The sequence below is a fragment of the Serratia sp. Res13-Sevr-LER1-36-b genome (genome assembly GCF_015673035.1).
GTDB classification, from domain to species: Bacteria; Pseudomonadota; Gammaproteobacteria; order Enterobacterales; family Enterobacteriaceae; genus Chania; species Chania fonticola_C.
This window is the reverse complement of record NZ_JADACK010000005.1, coordinates 820,879-840,766: the sequence shown is the minus strand read 5'-3', so window position 1 is coordinate 840,766 and position 19,888 is coordinate 820,879. Positions and strand designations below refer to the sequence as shown.

The following is a 19,888-nucleotide window of genomic DNA, read 5'->3' as shown; positions in this document are numbered from 1 at the left end:
TTGGCGGGCAACAAATTAAGGCAATGCCTCCAGCGCAGTAAATAAAACCTGGGCAGCCGGAGTCAAACCGGTCATATGTATACAAGCATGCACCATCCCAGGCAAACGCTGGCAATTCACGTTAACGCCTGCTTCTTGCAGTCGCTGCGCATAGCGTTCACCTTCATCCCGCAGCGGATCGTATTCGCATACCAGGATCGTCGCTGGTGGTAAACCTGCCAACGTTGACGCATACCAAGGAGAAGCGTAAGGCTCCCGAGAGTCGGTATCCTGCCCAAGGTAGTTTGCCCAGCACCACCCCATGATCTCTTGTGTCAGGTAGTAACCTTCGCCATAAGCGGCAAAGCTGGGCATCGCCATCTCGCTATCCAATGCAGGGTAAAGCAGGTATTGATGTTCTACTGCAGGCCCTGACCGATCTCTTGCAATCAGAGCGGCCGCAGCCGCCAGGTTCCCCCCCGCACTATCCCCGCCAAGCGCAATTCGCAGAGGGTCAATGCCGATTTGCGCTGCTTGTTCCGAGGCCCAACATAGCACCTGATAAACGTCATGCAACGGCGTCGGGAAAGGGTATTCCGGTGCCAGGCGATAGTCGACAGACAGGATCACTCGCCCAGTGGCATTGGCCAACGCGCGGCAAGGCCCATCGTAAACGTCAAGCGAGCCCAGACACCATCCGCCGCCGTGAGCGAACACCATCGCCGGAAGCGGTATTTTCTCCAGTGCATTAAGGGGAATATAACCGCGCACGGTAATAGTTTGCCCACCGCCAACCAGGATATGGAACTCAATTATTTTCTGGACGGGCTGGAGTGCACCCTGCAAGCGCTGTAACCCAACTGCCGTCTGCGCACGTAGCTCCTCCAATGAAGATGGTGCGGGCGCATCGTCCTGTTGCTGCAAAAATAGCGCGATCTGCTTATCCAACGGCATGGGCTTTACCCTCCTGTAAAAAAGGCAGGATCAGGGCGATAAATTCCTCGTGGCACTCCTCGGTAATGAAATGCCCACAGCCAGGCACCACTTCCCCTTGGAGTTGATGAGCCTTGCCCTGCAAGGTAAGGAATGGCGCATCGCGGGTAGCATGCTCTGCGCCAATCGTCATTACTGACATCGTTAGGGGCATTTTAGCCCGTTGTTGGTTTTGTCGAATGGTCTCCGGTATGGCCCGATAATAATCAAAACCGGCCCGCAAGCTACCAGGCACCGAGTAAGCCGCGATATAGGTTTCTGCGGCAACTCGATCGCGGCGGTAAGACCAGCGGTTGAAAATGTACCCCAGATACTCAGCCTCTCGGCCGGTGGTCAAGGCTTCGGGCAGGTCGGTTAGCTGGTTAAACATAAAATGCCACAGGAAGATGTTGTCCTCGGCGGGAACAAAGATCGGCGGTGCCTCTGCCAAGCCGGGGATCACCGCTTCGGTCAGCACCAGTCTGCTAACCGCATGAGGGTAATCGCTTGCCAACGCATAACCCAACCACATGCCAATATCATGGCCGATCACCGCATAGCGCTGATGCCCCAGTTGCGCCATGACCTGATGGAGTTTTTCGGCAACGCTGCCGGTGTCATAACCGCCGAGGGGTTTGTCCGAGTCTCCAATACCAGGAGGATCTACAGCAATAGCCTGAAAGCCCGCATTAGCTAACGCCTGCATGACGTAACGCCAGGTGTACCAGGTTTGTGGCCAGCCAGGGATCAGCAGCACCGGTTGCCCACTTCCGGCGATGGCGCAGTGAATACGGTGGCCGTTGATTTTAATATAGACGTGTTCGGCCTCGAGCCCATTGGATAATGGCCCGTGAGTCAGCATAGTCATAAGGTGCTCCGGAGGTTAGCGAATGCCCAGCAAGGCGTTGATTTGTTGTTGGTTGACCGGCGCACCGGCAAAGTCATCGAACACTTTATCCGTGATCGGAATAATATGGTTGCGGATAAACGCAGCTCCTTCTTCCGCCCCGGTTTGCGGATGCTTCAGGCAGCATTCCCATTCGAGCGTGGCCCAACCGGCATAATCGTACTGCGTCAGCTTGGAGAAGATGCCTTTAAAGTCTACCTGCCCATCCCCTAATGAACGGAACCGCCCCGCCCGATCCGCCCAGGACTGATAGCCGCCATAAATCCCCTGCCGACCACTTGGATTGAACTCCGCGTCCTTAACGTGAAACATACGGATATGATCTTTATAGATATCAATAAATTCCAGATAGTTGAGCTGTTGCAACACGAAATGGCTGGGATCGAACAGCATTTGGCAGCGTGGATGAGCCGCAACGCGCTGATGGAACATTTCAAAGGTAATGCCATCATGCAGATCTTCGCTGGGGTGGATCTCATAGCACAGGTTGATGCCCTGCTCATCACAGGCGTCGAGCACGGGTAACCACCGTTTGGCCAGCTCATCGAAGGCCGTTTCAATCAGCCCTGCTGGCCGTTGCGGAAATGGAAACAGATAAGGCCAAGCCAACGAACCGGAGAAGGTGCCCATTTCAGTCAGGCCTAAGCGTGCAGAAGCTTTTGCCGCCAGCAGCAGGTTTTCTTTGGCCCAAAGCGTTCGCCCTTGCGGATCGCCACGCAGCCCCTCCGGTACAAAGCTATCGCATAGCGCATCGTAGGCTGGATGCACCGCCATCAGTTGCCCGAAAATATGCGTGGTCAATTCGCTGACCACCAGGCCGTGCTGCGCCAGCATGCCAGTGATGTCATCGCAATAACTTTGACTTTCCGCCGCCGTTTTCACATCAAACAAACGGCTATCCCACGCGGGGATCTGCAAAGCTTTAAAGCCGGTCTCTTTTGCCCAGGCGGCAATCGTTGGCAGGCTGTTGAACGGAGGAACTGCATCACTAAATTGGGCAAGGTGCAGGCTGGGGCCTTTGATCGTTTTCATCGTCTTTCCTATTGTTTGTCGATTGACAAACAATAGGCTTAAATCCAATTATCGGCAAGAGGATTTTGAAATTCGTTGGCGTTATCCGCCATTTAAGCGATCCTGTAGCCCGCAGCAATATCACCGGAGAAGATGACGATGGCAGGCAGACCCAGAGAGTTCGATCGTGAACAGGCCCTATTGCAAGCACGTGACTTATTTTGGCGACAGGGATTTGAAGGCACCTCAATGTCCGACCTGGTGGCCGAACTGGGCATTGCCTCGGCGCGGATCTACAAAGCCTTTGGTTCGAAAGAGCGACTGTTTCGTGAAGCAATAGCACACTACGAAGCCCACGAAGGCGGCTTTGCCGAGCGTGCGTTCGAAGAAAAAGCCAGTGTGCGTGAAGCCATCAAACAAATGCTGAACGACGCGGTTGCCCTCTACAGCCACGGTGATCTTCCCCAAGGATGCATGGTGGTTTCATCTGCGGTCAGCGTCAGTGAAGAAAATCAGGGTGTCAGGCACTGGTTGATGGAACACCGCCAACAGCGCACCCAAGGCATTATCGACAGATTACAGGCTGCGATTGAGGCTGGTGAACTGCCCGCCAACACCGATGCAGAGAGCCTTGGCGATTATTTTGCGGCGTTCCTGCATGGCTTGTCCGTTCAGGCTCGGGATGGCGTGAGCCGTGCCCGGCTGGAAAAAGCGGTGAATGTCGCCCTTACTATGCTCGATCGTTCTCCGGCGTAACGCCTTACCCACACTTTTATTGTGACAAGGTTAAAAAATATTCAACAAACCGGTTGAGTATTGACGTTGACGTTCTATATTTAACCATATGGTTAAATTATCTTCCTCACCGCTGGACGCCATTTTCCACGCACTGGCCGACCCGACAAGGCGCGCCATTCTGCGCACATTGGCCGAAGGCGAACACAGCATCGGTGAACTGGCTGCGCCGTTCGAGATGTCGTTTGCCGGAGCTTCCAAGCATATCAAAGCGCTGGAGCTTGCCGGGCTGGTGCAACGCACCGTGCAGGGAAGAAACCATATCTGCCGGCTCGCTCCCGAGCCAATGGTGCAGGCCATGCAGTGGCTGCAAACCTACGAACATTTCTGGAATGAGCGGCTGGACGCGCTAGAACAAGCGCTGTTGCAGGCCGACTCGCATCCTCCGACGGAGTGAACCCATGAACGACTACGGTATGATTATTGAAACCGGTACGCTGCGGATCCAGCGGCTGCTGCCCGGCCCGCTCAAACGCGTCTGGGCCTACCTGATCGAATCCGATAAACGTGCCAGCTGGCTGGCCGCCGGTGAGATGCCCATGCAGGTCGGGGCCAAGATCGAGCTATTGTTCTGCAATGCCGATTTGGCCGGTGAGGATGAAAAACCGCCGGCAAAATACAAATCCTGTGCCGGTAAAATCGCCCAGATGGGGCATATCACCTGCATTCTGCCACCGCGCCTGGTGAGCTTTACCTGGGCAGAAACAGGGGAAGCCCGCCCTTCTGAAGTCACTATTGAACTGACCGAGCAAGAGGATAAGGTGCTGTTGACTCTTACCCATCGCCGTCTGGCCAACCGCGATACCCTGCTCAGCGTTGCCAGCGGCTGGCATACTCATCTGGATCTTCTGGCCGATCGCCTGCTGGAGCGGACACCAAGCCCGTTCTGGGCCTCAATGAGCCGGTTGGAAGACGAGTACCGGGCCAAACTGTAAGCCAGCGGGATGAGGATTGCGGTTCTCATCCCCGTTACCGCTCAAAGCCGGAAGATGAGAATTTAAAACTCCGACCTGGTGACTGGCGTATAATGCGTTGCACCAATATGATGCCCTTGAAACATGGAGTTACGATGCGTCAACGTATTATTGTTTGCCCGTTAATTGAAAACGATAACGCCTATCTGCTATGCAAAATGGCGGCCCATAAAGGGGTGTTCCCCGGCCAGTGGGCGCTATCCGGCGGCGGGACCGAGCCAGGAGAAACCATCGAGGAGGCGTTGCGTCGTGAAGTAAGTGAAGAACTGGGTAGCGATCTGGTGCTGGACCGCATTCAACCCTGGACGTTTCGCGATGACGTGCGGGTAAAGACCTACGAAGACGGCAGCAAAGAACAAATCTATATGATTTACCTGATTTTTGATTGCCATGCCGCCAACCGCACCATCACGCTTAATGATGAGTTCGAAGAATATGCCTGGGTGCGGAAGGAAGAACTGGCCAGCTACGATCTGAACGAAGCGACCCGATTCACGTTGCGCCAGCGTGGGTTGTTGGAGTAGTGATGCCCCTCACCCTAACCCTCTCCCACAGGGAGAGGGAACCGATCGAGTTCGTTGATTGTCTTGAGTAAAACCGTGCCTTTCTTGTTTTTATTCCCTACTTCCCGAAGCAGCACAACCTCATCAAAAAAACCGGGCAGATCCCTCGCCTACGGGAGAGGATTGGGGTGAAGGGCAATCGAGGACGGATTAGCCTGCAATAGCCCCGGTTCTTCAAATCCCCCCTAACCCGATAAACAACCCGGCAATGGTGGCGCTCATCAGGTTGGACAGCGTCGCCGCCAACAGGGCCCGGAACCCTAACTGGGCAATTTCCGAGGCCCTTTCCGGCACCACCGCACTGAATGCCCCCACAACCACGGCAATCGAACCGAAATTGGCAAAACCGCACAGTGCGAACGAAATCACCGCGATGGTTTTCGGATCGAGTAACATCGCGCTTTCTTTCAGGTAAGGAGAGAAGCTGAGGTAGGCAACAAACTCGTTAATTGCCAGTTTCTGGCCAATCAGCCCCCCTGCCAGATCGGCATGTTCCCAGCTCACGCCCATGATGTAGGCTAACGGAGCAAACAGATAGCCCAGCAGGCTTTGCAGGCTGACGCTTTCAACGCCAAACAGGCCGCCAACGCCCCCGATAATGCCGTTGATCAACGCGATCAGCGCGACGAATGCCATCACTACCGTGGCAACCCCCACCGCAATTTTCAGCCCCAACATCGCACCGTTAGCCGCCGCTTCGATAATGCTGGCGGGCCGTTTATCGCTGAATGACATTTCGCTGAACTCAACGCGGGAAGGCTCCGTCGCCGGGCTGAGCAAACGGGCAAACAGGATCCCCCCTGGGATAGCCATCAGCGAGGCCGCCAGCAGATATTCGATGGGGACGCCCAAACCGGCATAACCGACCAACATCGAACCGGCAATCGAGGCCATACCGCTACAGATCACCGTGAACAGTTCATTGCGGCTCATGTTTTTAACAAACGGCTTCAATACCGCAGGCAGCTCATTTTGCCCCAGGAAAATGGTGGTGACGGCAGCAAAGGACTCCACCTTGCTGATATTCATAAGCCGCTGGAAGACATAGCCAAGGATATTGATCACCCATCTCATTACCCCTAGATAATATAAAATAGAAATCAACGAGGTGATAAAGATGATGGCGGGTAGCACGTGAAAAGCGAACACAAAACCTGCACCATCGAAAAGCTCATTCATTTTCGGCCCAACCAGGCCGCCAAAAATAAATGCGCTCCCCGCATCGCTGTACGAAATCACACGATTGACACCACTGGCAATGGCATTAATTAACCATTTGCCAGCGGGGACATACAGCATAATAGCACCAAGCAATACCTGGAGTAACAATGCCGCACCGACCGTGCGCAAACTTATTTTTCTTTTATTGACGGAAAACACAAAGCCGATTAATAACAGGATCGACATGCCTGCAAGACTGCGCAACAACTCCATAAGGCCCCCTTCTATTTTGTTTATTTCCTTCTTTACTCGGCAAACGGCAATAGCCTGCCGCCTGCCGAGGCAGAAGTGTTTTATCAAGGACAAACGTAGAGTGCTAATTTAAGCGTTAAGCGCAATTTAGCTGATAATGACCCGCGATCTTGGCTGCCAACTCGGCATTATTAAACACCAGCTGAATATTGGCCTGCAGGCTATCGCCGCCGGTCAATTCAGCGACTCTGGCTAGCAGGAATGGCGTACTCTCCTTGCCGGACACACCCTGCTGCACGGACTCCTGAACAGCCTGCTCAATGGCCTGGTTGATCTTCTCTTCAGACATGGCGTACTGCTCTGGGATTGGGTTGGCAATCACCATCCCGCCCTGCAAGCCAGCAGCCCACTTGGCGGCCATTGCCCGCGCGATTTCCTGTGGCGTATCCAGGCGCACGCTAACGGAATAAGGGCTGGTACGGCTGAAGAATGCGGGCAGACTATCGGTGCCATAACCCACCAGAGGCACGCCGTGGGTTTCCAGATATTCGGTGGTCAAACCAAGATCCAGAATCGATTTGGCGCCGGCGCAAATCACCGCCACATTGGTTTGTGCCAATTCCTGTAAATCGGCTGAAATATCAAACGTCTGCTGTGCTCCACGGTGTACACCGCCAATCCCACCGGTGGCGAATACGCTGATCCCGGCCAGTTCGGCAATGATCATGGTAGAAGCCACGGTAGTTGCGCCGTTTTTGCCACTGGCAATCACAAACGGCAAGTCGCGGCGACTCACTTTGGCGACCCGGTGCCCTTCGCGGCCCAGCGTTTCTATCTCATCATGGGATAGCCCCGCCTTCATCCGCCCATTGATCACCGCAATGGTCGCTGGTATCGCCCCGTTGGCACGGATCTTTTCCTCTACTTGTAAGGCGGTTTCAACGTTTTGCGGGTAAGGCATGCCGTGGGAAATAATCGTCGATTCCAACGCCACCACCGGCCGATTTTCGGCCAAGGCTAGCGCCACTTCAGGCGCGATATCCAGATATTGATGAGTGATTAGGCTATTTTGCATGATTGTAATTCCAAAAGTTTTTGAACGCTGCCTTGCGACAGGTTCGGGTTATTGGTGAACTCAGAGGCCAGGGTCATTGCCGAACAGCCCTGGGCAAAACGGATACTGTGATCGAGTGGGAAATCCTCCAGCCAGCAACTCACCAGCCCCGCCATCATGGCATCCCCGGCTCCAGTGACGTTGACGACCTGAGTCGTCAGCGGTGCCGACCAACCGTGCTGGCCGTCCACTTCGCTGAAATACACGCCGTGGCTACCCATACTCAGCGCTAAACGCTGCACGCCTTGCTGGTGGAACCATTGGGCGACTGCCGGTGCATCGCTCGCCTGGGATATTTTCATCCCACTGAGGATTTCTGCCTCAATCCGATTTGGCTTCAACGTATGGATATGCGAGAGCCAGTTTTTGATTTTTGGCGCTTTAAAAGCGGAAACCGTATCGACAAATACCGGTACATTACCGGCATTGCTAAATAACCAGGCCAACGCGTCTTCGGTCAGGTTGCAGTCCAGCACCAATACGCCACTGTGCTGAATTAAATCCTTGGAATGGGACAACAGCGCTGGGGTCAATTTTTCCAGGATGCGCATATCATTGATAGCGACCAGCATTTCACCATTGCCATCCAGCAACGAAACGTAGGTCGAGGTATTTTCACCATGCAGTCGGTGGCAATTATCCACGTTAACGCCCGCCAATTTCGCCTGTTCCAGCAGCGTAGTGCCGTAGAAATCGTCGCCAACCACGGAAACCAGGTGGCATTCGGCACCTAATAACGCAATATTTTGCGATATATTTCGGCCAACGCCTCCCGGGGTACACTTTATTTTCCCTGGGTTGGAGTCTTCATAAACCAGCTGCGTATTGGCATAACCACAAACATCCATATTGACCGAACCAACGGTGACCACATAGCGGTGTTCGGAGAGAATATAGCCTTTACCTTTAATATAGCCTTTATTCATCAAATTCATGATGTGGCCTGCCACACCAGAACGGCTAATACCTAGAATATCGGCGATTTCGTGTTGTTGAATCAACGGGTCCCGCCGAAGGAGTTGCAGTATCTGTTTTTCCCGGTTGGTCATAATTAACACTTGTTTGTTTTTGAACAGGTGTTTGTTTTAAATCGGAACCCGACAACAGTAAAGCGACAACTATCGGAGTTGAGATTATGATCGTAACTTGTCGCTACGCCGTTTTCAGCGGTTAATTTGTGACGTTAATCATATTAACCCAGGCTTAACACGTTTTTTCTTATGGCTTTTCGGCGGGGGCAAAATTTTGTGCTGAAGATAAACTCATTAAAACAATGGGATGGATTTTGCCGTTATTTAAACCAACACGTGTTGGTAACCCTGTTAATTAAAAGGATTAATCTCACTACGGTTAATTTCGGTTGCATAGAAAAACGATCGGCCTCACACAATTCTCTTTCAGGGCATCGATTATAACCATCCGAGAGCAGTCACCTGCCCTCGGAGAGCGTTAAACGGTAGTTACTTATCCTTCAGCCCGCGGTTGATCAGCATCGGTTCAATGCTCGGCTCTTGCCCACGCCATTTAACGTACAGCTTTTCCAGATCCTGACTGTTGCCCTGTGACAACACCTGCTCGCGGAAACGCTGGCCATTCTCTGCCGTTAATCCGCCGTTATCGCTGAACCATTGGAAGGCGTCATCTGCCAACATCTCCGTCCACAGATAGGCGTAATAACCGGCGGCATAGCCGTTGCCCCAGATATGCTGGAAATAGCTGGAGCGATAGCGTGGTGGCACATAGCTGAGGTCGATCTTGTCCTGGCGCAGCGATGCGGCCTCGAACTTGTCCACGTCCTGCTGCGGTTGATCGGCGCCCAGCATGTGCCAATGCATATCCAGCAGCGCGGCGGCCAACAGCTCGGTCATGGCGTAGCCCTTGTTGAACTTGTCGGCCTTGTTGATTTTATCGACCAACACCTGCGGCATCGCCTCACCCGTTTGGTAATGCTTGGCAAAGTGGGCAAATACCTGCGGATCGTTGACCCAGTGCTCGTTAAACTGCGACGGGAACTCGACAAAATCGCGGGCAGTGTTGGTGCCCGACAGGCTTGGGTATTGCTGATCGGCAAACATGCCGTGCAGCGCATGGCCAAACTCGTGGAACATGGTGATCACGTCGTCATAGGACAGCAACGCCGGTTGACCCGCTGCGGGTTTGGTGAAGTTGGAGACGTTGTAAATCACCGGCTTGGTACCGTAGAGTTTGGACTGCTCAACGAAGTTGCTCATCCAGGCGCCGCCGCCCTTGTTGTCACGCTTAAAGAAATCGGTGTAGAACAGCGCCAGAGACTGGCCGTCTTTATCAAATACTTCGTATACCCGCACGTCCGGATGATAAACCGGGATATCTTTGCGCTCTTTAAAGCTGATGCCGTACAGCAAATTGGCGGCGTAGAATACGCCGTTATGCAGCACGTTGTTCATCTCAAAGTAAGGCTTGATCTGTGATTCATCCAGATCGTACTTCTCTTTACGCACCTGTTCGGCATAGAACTGCCAATCCCAGGCGGCCAGCTTAAAACCGCCGTTTTGCCGATCGATCACTGCCTGAATGTCTTTGGCCTCACGCTCAGCCCGGGCCGTGGCGGCAGGCACGATATTACGCATAAACGCCAACGCCGCATCCGGAGTTTTCGCCATCTGATTTTGCAACTTCCAGGCGGCATAGTTCGGGAAGCCCAGCAGTTTGGCCTGCTCGGCACGCACTTTAGCTAACCGCGCCAGGGTTTGGCGGGTATCGTTGGCGTCATTTTTTTCTGCACGGTTGATCGAAGCTTCGAACAACTTTTGACGAGTATCGCGATCTTGCAGGTTTTGCAAATCAGGCTGTTGCGTGGTGTTTTGCAACACCAACAGCCATTGCTTATCCAGCTTACGTTCACTGGCCGCCTGCGCTGCTGCCGCCAACTCACCCTCTGAAAGCCCGGCCAGCAGGGTTTTATCCGTTATCGCCAACGCACCGTTTTTGCTGGCAGCCAGTAATTTATTGGTGAACTGAGTGCTCAACGTCGCCGCTTCCTGGTTTAACGCTTTCAGTTGGGTTTTATCCGCATCCGAAAGATTGGCCCCGGCCAGCACATAGTTCTTGTAGGTAACCTCTACCAGCCGCAGGGACTCGGCGTCCAAGTTGAGGCTATCACGCCGATCGTAAATCGCCTTGATGCGCGCAAACAGTTTGCTGTTCAGCATGATGGCATCGTCTAACGCCGCCAGCTTCGGTGAGGTTTCTTCATCCAGCTTTTGCAGTGCGTCGCTGGTGTTGGCGGAGGTCATCGCGCCGAACACGTTCATGGTGCGCGTCAGCAGGGCGCCACTTTTTTCCAGCGCCACGAAGGTGTTGTCGAACGTCGGCTCAGCCGGGTTATTGGCGATCTTCTCGACTTCTGCCAGTTTCTGCTGGATACCGGCGGCAATGGCCGGCGCATAATCGCTTTCGCTGATGACATCAAAACGCGGGGCCTGGAATGGTAACTGGCTGGCGGCAAAGAACGGGTTTTCTCCCTGCTTATCCTGTTTAACTTCTCCGGCCACTTTCGCCTCCTTTGTCTGGGTATTGGTTTCTCCCAGCGCGGGCGTGCTTAACGCAACGCCGATCGCCAGTACCAGGGTTGATAAACGCATCAAATCGAAACTCCTCCATGTCTTAATGTAGGGACGCTGCGTCCAATTGGATAGAAGCTGTAAATTCAGCAACATAGCCTAGCTTAGGCTCAGATGGTCGTTTGAGCAAAAATAACTGGAAATTTCTCAACAGGCTAGCGGCTGCATACTGCGGGGGGAGAACAAAGAAAAAACGCGGCCAGAAGGCCGCGTTACCATAAGCTGACTTATTTCGCTGTCATTAGAACTGATAAACCAGGCCGACAGCAACCACGTCGTCGGTATTAATACCGGCCGATTTGGTGAAGTCATTTTCATCCAACAGGTTGATTTTATAATCCACATAGGTGGACATGTTTTTGTTGAGGTAATAGGTCGCACCCAAGTCAACAAACTTGACCAGGTTTTCACTGCCGTAGGTATTGCCGTTGGCAGCTTGCCCCAGATTCTTGCCGTTGGTTTGGTTATAACCCACAAATGGACGCAGGCCGAAATCAAACAGGTAGTGTGCATAAGCCTCAAAACTTTGCGCTTTATTGGCGTAGCCATAAGCCTCGCTGTCTGAACTGCCGAAACGCGCTGCATTATAGGACTGGGTAAACATAACGGCCACATAGGTATTGCTGTCGTCATATTTCAGGCCGCCTGAATAACCTTCTGCATGGTCACCACGCCCCATGATGCCGCTATATGCGCCACCGCCATTTTGCTCGCTGGTACGTTTGGAATTAAAGAAGGCACCTGCTGCACTAATGCCGTAGCCAATATCATAGTTCACCGACATACCATAACCATCACCATTCTGACCCAGAACGTCGCGACCATTATTAGTTTCTTCCGCACTGCCGTTTTTACCCTGGTATTGCACAGCAAAATGCAGGCCATCAATCAAACCAAAGAAATCATTGTTACGATAGGTTGCCAGCCCGTTTGAGCGTTGGAACATGAACTGGTCGGCTCCATAGGTGGAACCGTCAAATTCTGGCTGCATGTCGGTATAAGCTGCCACGTCATACAGTACACCATTGTTACGGCCATAATCGAATGAGCCATAATCAACGGCCTTCAGTCCTGCAAAACCATAACGGGTGAAGGCATTGTTTTCGCTTTCCGGGGTGTTGACGTTGACCTGGTATTCCCACGTGCCATAGCCAGTGAGCTGATCGTTAATCTGCGTTTCACCACGCAGACCCATACGTATGTAGGACTGGTCGCCATCAACGCTATTGTTATCAGAGAAATAGTGCAGGCCATCAACTAAACCGTACAAATCCAGTTTATTACCGTCTTTGTTGTAGATTTCAGCGGCGCCTGCGTTGCCAACCATCAGCAAAGCAGGCACCATCAGAGAGAGTACTCGAAGTTTCATCGTGATTATCCTCTATTATTATGTCGTGCTATAGCCACTGCTGTTACGAGCATGATTAGCTCGTGGGTCTATTACCGTTTTAATGGCGGTAATGATATTAATTTATACCGCCATGACTTGAATGCAAGGTCGGCTGGGCGTTTTTTGACTATGAATGAGTGTCTAAGACTGGGCCAAAGTGGCGTAATGGATAAAAGAGGGTTATGTCAGGATGAAAAACATAATTGATGCAACAGGTTGGAATTTTGGCAATTCATTGCCCATGCATCAATTAATAAAACCAATCATTCACGTTGACTTTATATGACTTTATGCTACCCACTCAGTGAGTGTAATAAAACGATTTCAAAACATTGCCAATCATTTCTTTAATAAAGATATCAAATGAAATACGTGAGTTCCGTATCTGCCTTAACTACAAAACCAGTGTCATAAATCTGCTGTTTGGATCAGGCTGATATTCTGCAAACGGTTCGCAATCCACAAAGCCATGCTTGCGGTAAAGTTGATGACAGGCGGCAAATCCCGGCTGTGTCCCCGTTTCCAGGCGGAGACGCGAAATGCCCCGTGCGCGCGCGACTTGCAGGATGTGCAGCAAGAATTGATCCGCCACGCCACGACGTAAAAACGCCTCCGCCGTGCGCATTGATTTCAGCTCGCCATGATCTGCATCCAACATTTTCAACGCACCAATCCCGGCTAATTGATCCCCTTCCCACGCAGACCAAAATGTCACGGCCGGGTCACGAAGTTTTTGAACGTTCAACGCATGGCTGCTCTCTGGGGGAGATTGCTCCAGCATGCCAGAAATATGATAAGCCACTAATGTTTGCACGGCATGATGGGTTAGATCGTCAATTTTGATGGTGAACATACTCGGTTTCCAAAGGTTGATTTTAATTGTTTGCACTATTAAAGCGAACGACCGATTTTTCGTCCAATATCGATTTCTTATGGTGGTAGCAAACCGACAGGCAAGATGGCCAACGCAAGTGTTTACGCTCAGAGCAGGCAGAAAGTTAATTCGGTAAGGCACACCAGGGCCGCATTTTTTCACTTTCCGGCGGTGGTTCAGGCCATCACTTGATTTCTGTCAACAAGGCCTTACCGCCACTCTGTTGTTATTGGGAAACCGAAGCTTTAAATCAAAGGGACTTATGAACGCTATCGCTTGCAAGGCAGTACTGTTTGACCTGGACGGCACCCTGGTGGACTCAGGGGCCTGTATAGAGACATTGTGGGCCGAATGGGCAACCCGGCATCATCTGGATGTAGACTATGTCCTGGCAAATATTCACGGGCGCACCATCGAGGAAACGCTGCGGATCGTCTCCCCTTACTTTGACAATCCACAGTGCGTTGATGAAGTCAAAACGCTCGCCATTGAGGCTCTCAGCCAGGTTGGTGCCATTACCGGTGCCGTTGAGCTGGTGCGCCAGTTGCCGCCGCAATGCTGGGCAATTGTCACCTCCGGCGCCAAGAAAGTGTCGATGCAAAGCATGATCAGCGCAGGCATCCCACGGCCCCACATGATGATCACTTCGGAAGATATCGTGCACGGCAAACCCCATCCAGAACCCTATCTGATGGCGGCAGCCGGATTTGGCCTGCCGGTGCAGAAATGCGTGATTTTTGAAGATGCGATTTCTGGCGTGAACTCCGCCCTTGCCGCCGGTGGGCAAGTGATCGTCATCGGTGACGGCGTGCCGATTTCCTCCCCGCAAATCAAGGCCACCGTGGCCGACCTGAGTAGTTTTAAAGCCGAGTTTATCGACGGTATCATACATTTATCCTGGTAATTACCATACGCGGGCGGACACACGATACATCTAGATGGGCACACTTGCTGTGCCCGCTAATAATCACCCCATTAACTTCTTTTTAACCTCCCTATGATGCGTTATGCTCAAAAATCCGACGTGGTGATTTTTGAAACGGGATTTCTGTTATGCATGCGTATTTACCCAGCTCCAGTTGGGGGCGTCCATGAGTTGGTTCTCCCGCGCTAGCGCGCTCCCCCTGCTGGTTGCCGGGGCGTTCTTTATGGAGAACCTGGACGGCACGGTGATCGTTACCGCAATGCCGCAAATGGCGGCGGCTTTTGGCGTACAGCCGGTAGATATGAACATTGGGGTTTCGGCCTATATTCTTACCCTGACGGTGTTTATCCCCGCCAGCGGCTGGATCGCCAACCGCTTTGGTGCTCGCAATATTTTCACCGCCGCCATCGTTATTTTTACCCTGGCCTCGGTGCTATGCGCCCTCAGTACCACCTTGCCACAGTTTACCGCGGCTCGTATCCTGCAAGGCTTTGGTGGCGCGCTGATGGTGCCGGTTGGCCGCCTGGTGGTGCTGCGCAATACTGCCAAACCCGATTTGATCAACGCCATTGCCACTATCACCTGGCCGGGGTTAGCCGCCCCGGTCCTCGGGCCACCGGTTGGCGGTTTCATCACCACCTACGCTTCCTGGCACTGGATTTTTATCCTCAACGTGCCGCTTGGCCTGTTGGCCCTGTTCTTCGCCTGGCGTTTGATCCCTCATGAACCCGCGCAGAAAGGCGTTCCCTTTGATGGATTGGGTTTTGCACTCACCGGAGTCGCCTGCTTTGGGCTGATGTTTGGGCTGGATCTGATCAACAGCCCGCAACTTTCCTGGCTGGTGCCTCTGTTATGTCTGGCTGCTAGCCTGGCGCTGGGAAGCCTGGCGATACGTCACGCCAAACGCCACGCCTATCCCTTAATGGACCTCTGGGCGATGCGGATAAAAAGTTACGCCGTCACGATTAAAGGCGGCACGCTCTTTCGCATCGCCATCGGTGCCGTGCCGTTCCTGCTGCCCTTGCTGTTCCAAATCGGCTTTGGGCTGAATGCCTTCGATGCGGGGTTACTGGTGCTGGCGGTGTTTGCCGGTAATCTGGTGATGAAGCCATTCACCTCACCTATCCTCTACCGGTTCCGCTTTCGTACCACGCTGGTGGTCAACGGCTTACTCAATGCCGCCACCATTTTTGCCTGCGCGCTGCTAACCCCGCAGACCCCCATCTGGCTGATCTTGACGCTGCTGTTTGTCAGTGGTTTGACACGTTCAATGCAGTTCACCGCGCTGAATACGCTGGCGTTTTCCGAAGTGCCGCAACCCCGCATGAGCGGTGCCAACACGCTGTTCAATATGACCCAGCAGATGGGGAGTGGCCTTGGGATCGCCATCGGCGCACTGGCACTGAGGTTGGCGGAGATGCTGATGCCGCAGCAACAGGGCGTAGTGCCGCTGGCCGACTTCCAACTGGCCTTTATTGTGATTGGCGTGATCGCCCTGGTGGCGGTGCTAGATAGCTTTACGCTGGGCGCAGAGGCGGGCAATGAAATCCGCCAGAGGAAAAGCGCCTCTAAGTCTGAAAAATCTATGGCAACCAAAGTAAGGAGTTAAACGATGCAATACCGTCAACTTGGCCGGTCCGGCCTTAAAGTTTCGGCTCTAAGTTTAGGCACCATGACCTTTGGAGGACAAGGCAAGTTCGCCAAAACCGGCGCGACAGACGTTAACGAGGCGCGCAATCAAATCGCCATGTGTATTGATGCGGGGATCAACCTGTTCGATACCGCCGACGTCTATTCCGCAGGCCAATCGGAGGAAATCCTCGGTCAGGCATTGGACAGTAAACGCCACGAAGTGCTGGTCGCCAGCAAGGCCCGTTTCCCTATGGGCAGTGGCCCGAACGATGCCGGGTTATCACGTCACCACCTGATCCGCGCCTGCGAAGCCAGCCTGAAACGCCTGAATACCGACTATCTCGATCTCTATCAGCTACACGAGTGGGACGGCATCACCCCGGTGGAGGAAACGCTACGGGCGCTTGAGGATCTGGTGAGCAGCGGCAAGGTGCGCTACACCGGTTTGTCCAACTTCTCCGGTTGGCACCTGATGAAACACCTGGGCAGCGCGGAACGGTTGGGATTGGTGCGCCCGGTCAGCCAACAGATCCATTACAGCCTACAGGCGCGCGAAGCGGAATATGAACTGCTGCCTGTTGCTCAGGATCAGGGGCTTGGAGTGTTGGTCTGGAGCCCATTGGCCGGTGGCCTGCTCTCGGGAAAATACCGCCGTAATCAACCCACACCGGAAGGCACGCGCCATCTGGCCAACTGGGGTGAGCCGCCGGTGCGTGATCAAGACGCGCTGTTTGATATTGTTGAGGTGCTGGTGGATATCGCTCATTCCCGCGGTATCTCTGCGGCACAAATCGCGCTGGCCTGGCTGTTGGCTCGCCCAACGATCACTTCGGTGGTCATCGGTGCCCGCAACGCAGAGCAGCTCAAAGATAACCTGCACGCGGCCAACCTGATCCTCAACGAAGAAGAGCTGCAGCGCTTGGAAGAAGTGAGCCGTCCGCCGCTGATTTATCCCTACTGGCACCAAGCCTCAACCGCGCCGGATCGTCTCTCTGCGGCCGACCTTTTGCTCCTTGCCCCTCACCTGGTAAAAAAATAAGTCGCATCTGCCGCTAATCAACGTAATATCGATGATCCGCCCCGTTTTAACGGGAGCGGATTTTTGCCGTTTTAGGCCTGAAAAGCGAGGTAATAATAATGATGCACAGTGACCTTACTCAGTGCCGTGTGAATACCGATCGGTTGTTGATTGCCCCCTTTACCGCAGCAGACGCCGACGATGTTTACCAGGCGATCACCCCTACGCTAACGCGTTTTATGACCTTTGAACCAGAAGAGTCTCCCGAGGCATTTGCCAACGTCTGGGAAGGCTGGCTACCGTTGATCCGTGAAGGTGAAGAAGTCATCTTTGTGGCACGACTGCGTGACAGCAAGCAGTTCGTTGGCATGGGTGGAGTGCATAATCTGCACCAGCAAAAACCGGAGCTCGGGATCTGGGTGAAAGAGAGCCTGCACGGTAACGGCTATGGCCGCGAAATCGTCCATGCCATGGCGAAATGGGCCAGCGAGCGCTACCACCCGCCGTATTTCATTTACCCGGTCGCCGAGCAGAACACGCCAAGCCGCCGCATTGCCGAATCGCTGGGTGGCACCGTGCAAGGCCGCCGCGAGAATATCAAATACGACTGTGTGGTTTACCACGTGCCGGCCATCACCGGTTAAAATTGCAGGGTTAACGCAACCGCGTTAGAGTGGATGCAGGCTAAAAACAGTTAAGGAACAGCAGCATGATTATTTTTGTCACGGGCGCTACCTCCGGTTTTGGTGAAGCTATTGCCCGCAAGTTTATCGGTGAAGGCCATCAGGTGATTGCCACTGGCCGTCGTGTGGAGCGCCTGGAGGCTCTGCAGGCAGAATTAGGTGAGGCGCTGCATATCGTGCGTTTGGATGTCCGCAACCGTGCGGCGATCCAGCAAGCCATCGAAGAGTTACCCGCTGCACTGCGCAACGTCGACGTTCTGGTGAATAACGCTGGTCTGGCGCTGGGCCTGGAGCCTGCGCACAAGGCTAATGCGGACGATTGGGAAACCATGATCGACACCAACACCAAAGGGTTGGTCAACATGACCCGCGCGCTGCTGCCAGCCATGGTAGAACGTAACGTTGGCCATGTGATCAACATCGGCTCCACCGCCGCCAACTGGCCTTATGCCGGTGGTAACGTTTACGGCGCTACCAAGGCCTTCGTTAAACAGTTCAGCCTGGGTCTGCGCGCCGATCTGCACGGCACCCATATACGCGTTACCGATATTGAGCCAGGCATGGTTGGCGGCACCGAGTTCTCCAACGTGCGTTTCAAAGGAGATGACGGCAAGGTAGATAAAACCTATCAAGGGGTAGATGCCCTGACGCCGGATGATGTTGCCGAAGCGGTATTCTGGGTGGCAACGCTACCTGCCCGCGTCAATATCAATACCTTGGAAATGATGCCGGTCAGCCAGTCCTTTGCCGGGCTGAGCATTCATCGCGGTTAATAGTCCTACTCTGTGGCAGGGCACCAGCCCTGCCATTTTGGCTCACGCAGTACGCCAGCCAGAAACGATAATCAGCATCCCCAGCAGTGCCACTCCGGCCCCCAACCAATCCATGGTCGACAACTTCACGCCATCTACTACTCGCAGCCAAAGCAGCGCCGTTGCCACATAGACTCCACCATAAGCGGCATAGACTCGCCCACTGGCAGCAGGATGCAGCGTCAACAACCAGACAAACAGCATCAGGCTGAGGGCCGCAGGCAGCAACAGCCAGGCGCTGGCGTTTTTCTTTAGCCACAGATAAGGCAAGAAACAGCCAATGATTTCGGCCAATGCTGTGGCAAAAAACAATAAAGTGGTTTTTAACATTACCGCTCTTTCTCTCAGTAAATTAAACGAACAAGGCGATGCGCTGGTGCAATATTACAGCACGGTGATATATTTAACCCATGCTATAGCCAGTGTTGCTGGTGGATGCAACACTCACTGATAAGGATGAAACGATGAAATTACTTTCCCTTCCGCGCCTGATGTTACCGGTTGCCATGTTGTTGCTGGCCGGTGCCTGGCAAGCTCCTGCCTTCGCTGCCTCTTGCACCCAGGGCAGCACCTGCGTCACGGTTGACGGCAGCGGCGGCGCAGCCATGAGCAACGAACAGGCTCGTCAAAGCAAAGAGCAGTGGAACGAAACCAAATCGCTGCGCAGCAAGGTCAACACCCGTGTCGAGAAGGAGTTTGACAAGGTTGACCGTGCTATTGATGACGAAGATCGTTGTGATAACAGCTACAACGTCAATGCCTATTGGGAATCGTCAACCCGTAAGTGTCTGGATCGCACCACTGGCCGTCCAGTCACGCAGTAATAGCGAGTAAGGGTAAACTATTCAACCTGATGCTGCTATCCTGACAAAGAACATTCGTCTCAAATAAGGATCCAATGATGAAAAAAGCGCTTGTAGTAGGTGTACTGCTGTTAGCCACCGCGCCGCTGGCCGCTTTTGCCTCATGTGAGAGCATAAAGGCGGATATTGCCCAGAAGATTGTCAATAACGGTGTACCCGAATCCGGCTTCAAGCTGGAGATCGTGCCTAACGATCAGGCGAACCTTGCCGGTGGACAGGTGGTCGGCCACTGTGGCCAAGACACGCAGAAAATCGTCTATACCCGCCTGATTAACGGCGACGAAAGCGGCGACGCGGCGCAAACTGGCACCAGCCAAGACACCCAAGCCCCGCAGTAACCGGCTACAGGGCGCAGTTCGTT

Annotated in this window: 21 protein-coding genes; 11 read left to right on the top strand and 10 right to left on the bottom strand. The window is 53.4% G+C overall.

What is annotated here, in order from left to right:
- Positions 1-15: 15 nt before the first annotated feature.
- Genes IMQ33_RS04985 through IMQ33_RS04975 form a run of 3 tightly spaced genes read right to left on the bottom strand, consistent with a single transcriptional unit; the run spans position 16 to position 2,890 of the window.
- The gene (locus tag IMQ33_RS04985) at positions 16-933 is read right to left on the bottom strand and encodes an alpha/beta hydrolase (protein WP_065686185.1); all 918 of its coding nucleotides are present in this window, start codon (positions 931-933) and stop codon (positions 16-18) included.
- Entirely contained in the window at positions 920-1,819 is a 900-nt protein-coding gene (locus IMQ33_RS04980; RefSeq protein ID WP_065686184.1) for an alpha/beta fold hydrolase, read from the bottom strand. Before IMQ33_RS04980 ends, IMQ33_RS04985 begins: the two co-directional genes overlap by 14 nt.
- A 15-nt stretch (positions 1,820-1,834) precedes the next feature.
- On the bottom strand, positions 1,835-2,890 hold the full coding sequence (locus IMQ33_RS04975) for a sugar phosphate isomerase/epimerase (RefSeq protein ID WP_186528933.1): 1,056 nt from the start codon (positions 2,888-2,890) through the stop codon (positions 1,835-1,837).
- Positions 2,891-3,028: 138 nt separating this feature from the next.
- On the opposite strand from IMQ33_RS04975, the gene IMQ33_RS04970 reads away from it, so the two are divergent.
- The 4 genes from IMQ33_RS04970 (at position 3,029) to nudI (ending at position 5,162) form a co-directional block, all read left to right on the top strand.
- Entirely contained in the window at positions 3,029-3,625 is a 597-nt protein-coding gene (locus IMQ33_RS04970) for a TetR/AcrR family transcriptional regulator (RefSeq protein WP_173409334.1), read from the top strand.
- An 88-nt stretch (positions 3,626-3,713) separates the two neighbouring features.
- Complete coding sequence (locus IMQ33_RS04965) at positions 3,714-4,061, top strand: helix-turn-helix transcriptional regulator (protein ID WP_021178010.1); 348 nt, start codon at positions 3,714-3,716, stop codon at positions 4,059-4,061.
- 4 nt (positions 4,062-4,065) lie between these two features.
- Positions 4,066-4,599, top strand: a complete 534-nt coding sequence (locus IMQ33_RS04960) for an SRPBCC family protein (protein ID WP_024531294.1) — start codon at positions 4,066-4,068, stop codon at positions 4,597-4,599.
- Between the two features lie 134 nt (positions 4,600-4,733).
- A complete protein-coding gene (gene nudI, locus IMQ33_RS04955; protein ID WP_065686180.1) occupies positions 4,734-5,162 on the top strand; it encodes a nucleoside triphosphatase NudI in 429 nt (142 codons plus the stop codon).
- Between the two features lie 213 nt (positions 5,163-5,375).
- On the opposite strand, the gene IMQ33_RS04950 is transcribed toward nudI, so the two are convergent.
- From IMQ33_RS04950 to IMQ33_RS04925, 6 genes are all read right to left on the bottom strand, one after another.
- The gene (locus IMQ33_RS04950; protein ID WP_196062560.1) at positions 5,376-6,635 is read right to left on the bottom strand and encodes a NupC/NupG family nucleoside CNT transporter; all 1,260 of its coding nucleotides are present in this window, start codon (positions 6,633-6,635) and stop codon (positions 5,376-5,378) included.
- Between the two features lie 115 nt (positions 6,636-6,750).
- A complete protein-coding gene (locus IMQ33_RS04945) occupies positions 6,751-7,689 on the bottom strand; it encodes a pseudouridine-5'-phosphate glycosidase (RefSeq protein ID WP_196062559.1) in 939 nt (312 codons plus the stop codon).
- Positions 7,674-8,777, bottom strand: a complete 1,104-nt coding sequence (locus tag IMQ33_RS04940; RefSeq protein ID WP_065686177.1) for a PfkB family carbohydrate kinase — start codon at positions 8,775-8,777, stop codon at positions 7,674-7,676. Before IMQ33_RS04940 ends, IMQ33_RS04945 begins: the two co-directional genes overlap by 16 nt.
- 411 nt (positions 8,778-9,188) lie before the next feature.
- Positions 9,189-11,351, bottom strand: coding sequence for a peptidyl-dipeptidase Dcp (gene dcp / locus IMQ33_RS04935; RefSeq protein WP_196062558.1), 2,163 nt, complete (start codon positions 11,349-11,351; stop codon positions 9,189-9,191).
- A 220-nt stretch (positions 11,352-11,571) separates the two neighbouring features.
- Positions 11,572-12,699 (bottom strand): porin OmpC, encoded by a 1,128-nt coding sequence (gene ompC, locus IMQ33_RS04930; protein WP_065686175.1) that lies wholly within the window; start codon positions 12,697-12,699, stop codon positions 11,572-11,574.
- Between the two features lie 415 nt (positions 12,700-13,114).
- Positions 13,115-13,573 carry a GNAT family N-acetyltransferase gene (locus tag IMQ33_RS04925; protein WP_196062557.1) on the bottom strand — a complete coding sequence of 153 codons (459 nt, stop codon included), beginning with the start codon at positions 13,571-13,573 and terminating at the stop codon, positions 13,115-13,117.
- Between the two features lie 283 nt (positions 13,574-13,856).
- Between IMQ33_RS04925 and IMQ33_RS04920 the strand changes: the two genes are divergently transcribed.
- The 5 genes from IMQ33_RS04920 (at position 13,857) to ydfG (ending at position 18,625) form a co-directional block, all read left to right on the top strand.
- Positions 13,857-14,498 carry an HAD-IA family hydrolase gene (locus IMQ33_RS04920; RefSeq protein ID WP_065686173.1) on the top strand — a complete coding sequence of 214 codons (642 nt, stop codon included), beginning with the start codon at positions 13,857-13,859 and terminating at the stop codon, positions 14,496-14,498.
- A 187-nt stretch (positions 14,499-14,685) separates the two neighbouring features.
- A complete protein-coding gene (locus tag IMQ33_RS04915) occupies positions 14,686-16,128 on the top strand; it encodes an MFS transporter (RefSeq protein ID WP_196062556.1) in 1,443 nt (480 codons plus the stop codon).
- A 3-nt stretch (positions 16,129-16,131) separates the two neighbouring features.
- Positions 16,132-17,190, top strand: coding sequence for an aldo/keto reductase (locus IMQ33_RS04910; RefSeq protein WP_196062555.1), 1,059 nt, complete (start codon positions 16,132-16,134; stop codon positions 17,188-17,190).
- Between the two features lie 98 nt (positions 17,191-17,288).
- A complete protein-coding gene (locus IMQ33_RS04905) occupies positions 17,289-17,813 on the top strand; it encodes a GNAT family N-acetyltransferase (RefSeq protein WP_021804471.1) in 525 nt (174 codons plus the stop codon).
- Between the two features lie 65 nt (positions 17,814-17,878).
- Positions 17,879-18,625 carry a bifunctional NADP-dependent 3-hydroxy acid dehydrogenase/3-hydroxypropionate dehydrogenase YdfG gene (gene ydfG, locus IMQ33_RS04900; RefSeq protein WP_021178016.1) on the top strand — a complete coding sequence of 249 codons (747 nt, stop codon included), beginning with the start codon at positions 17,879-17,881 and terminating at the stop codon, positions 18,623-18,625.
- 42 nt (positions 18,626-18,667) lie between these two features.
- Here ydfG and IMQ33_RS04895 read toward each other — a convergent pair whose 3' ends face one another.
- On the bottom strand, positions 18,668-18,994 hold the full coding sequence (locus IMQ33_RS04895) for a YnfA family protein (RefSeq protein ID WP_065686170.1): 327 nt from the start codon (positions 18,992-18,994) through the stop codon (positions 18,668-18,670).
- Between the two features lie 134 nt (positions 18,995-19,128).
- Between IMQ33_RS04895 and IMQ33_RS04890 the strand changes: the two genes are divergently transcribed.
- Both IMQ33_RS04890 and IMQ33_RS04885 read left to right on the top strand, forming a co-directional pair.
- Positions 19,129-19,488, top strand: coding sequence for a DUF1283 family protein (locus tag IMQ33_RS04890; RefSeq protein WP_024486637.1), 360 nt, complete (start codon positions 19,129-19,131; stop codon positions 19,486-19,488).
- Between the two features lie 77 nt (positions 19,489-19,565).
- Positions 19,566-19,865: a DUF1161 domain-containing protein gene (locus IMQ33_RS04885; RefSeq protein ID WP_098931184.1), complete on the top strand. Its 300-nt coding sequence runs from the start codon at positions 19,566-19,568 to the stop codon at positions 19,863-19,865.
- The last annotated feature ends 23 nt before the right edge of the window (positions 19,866-19,888 follow it).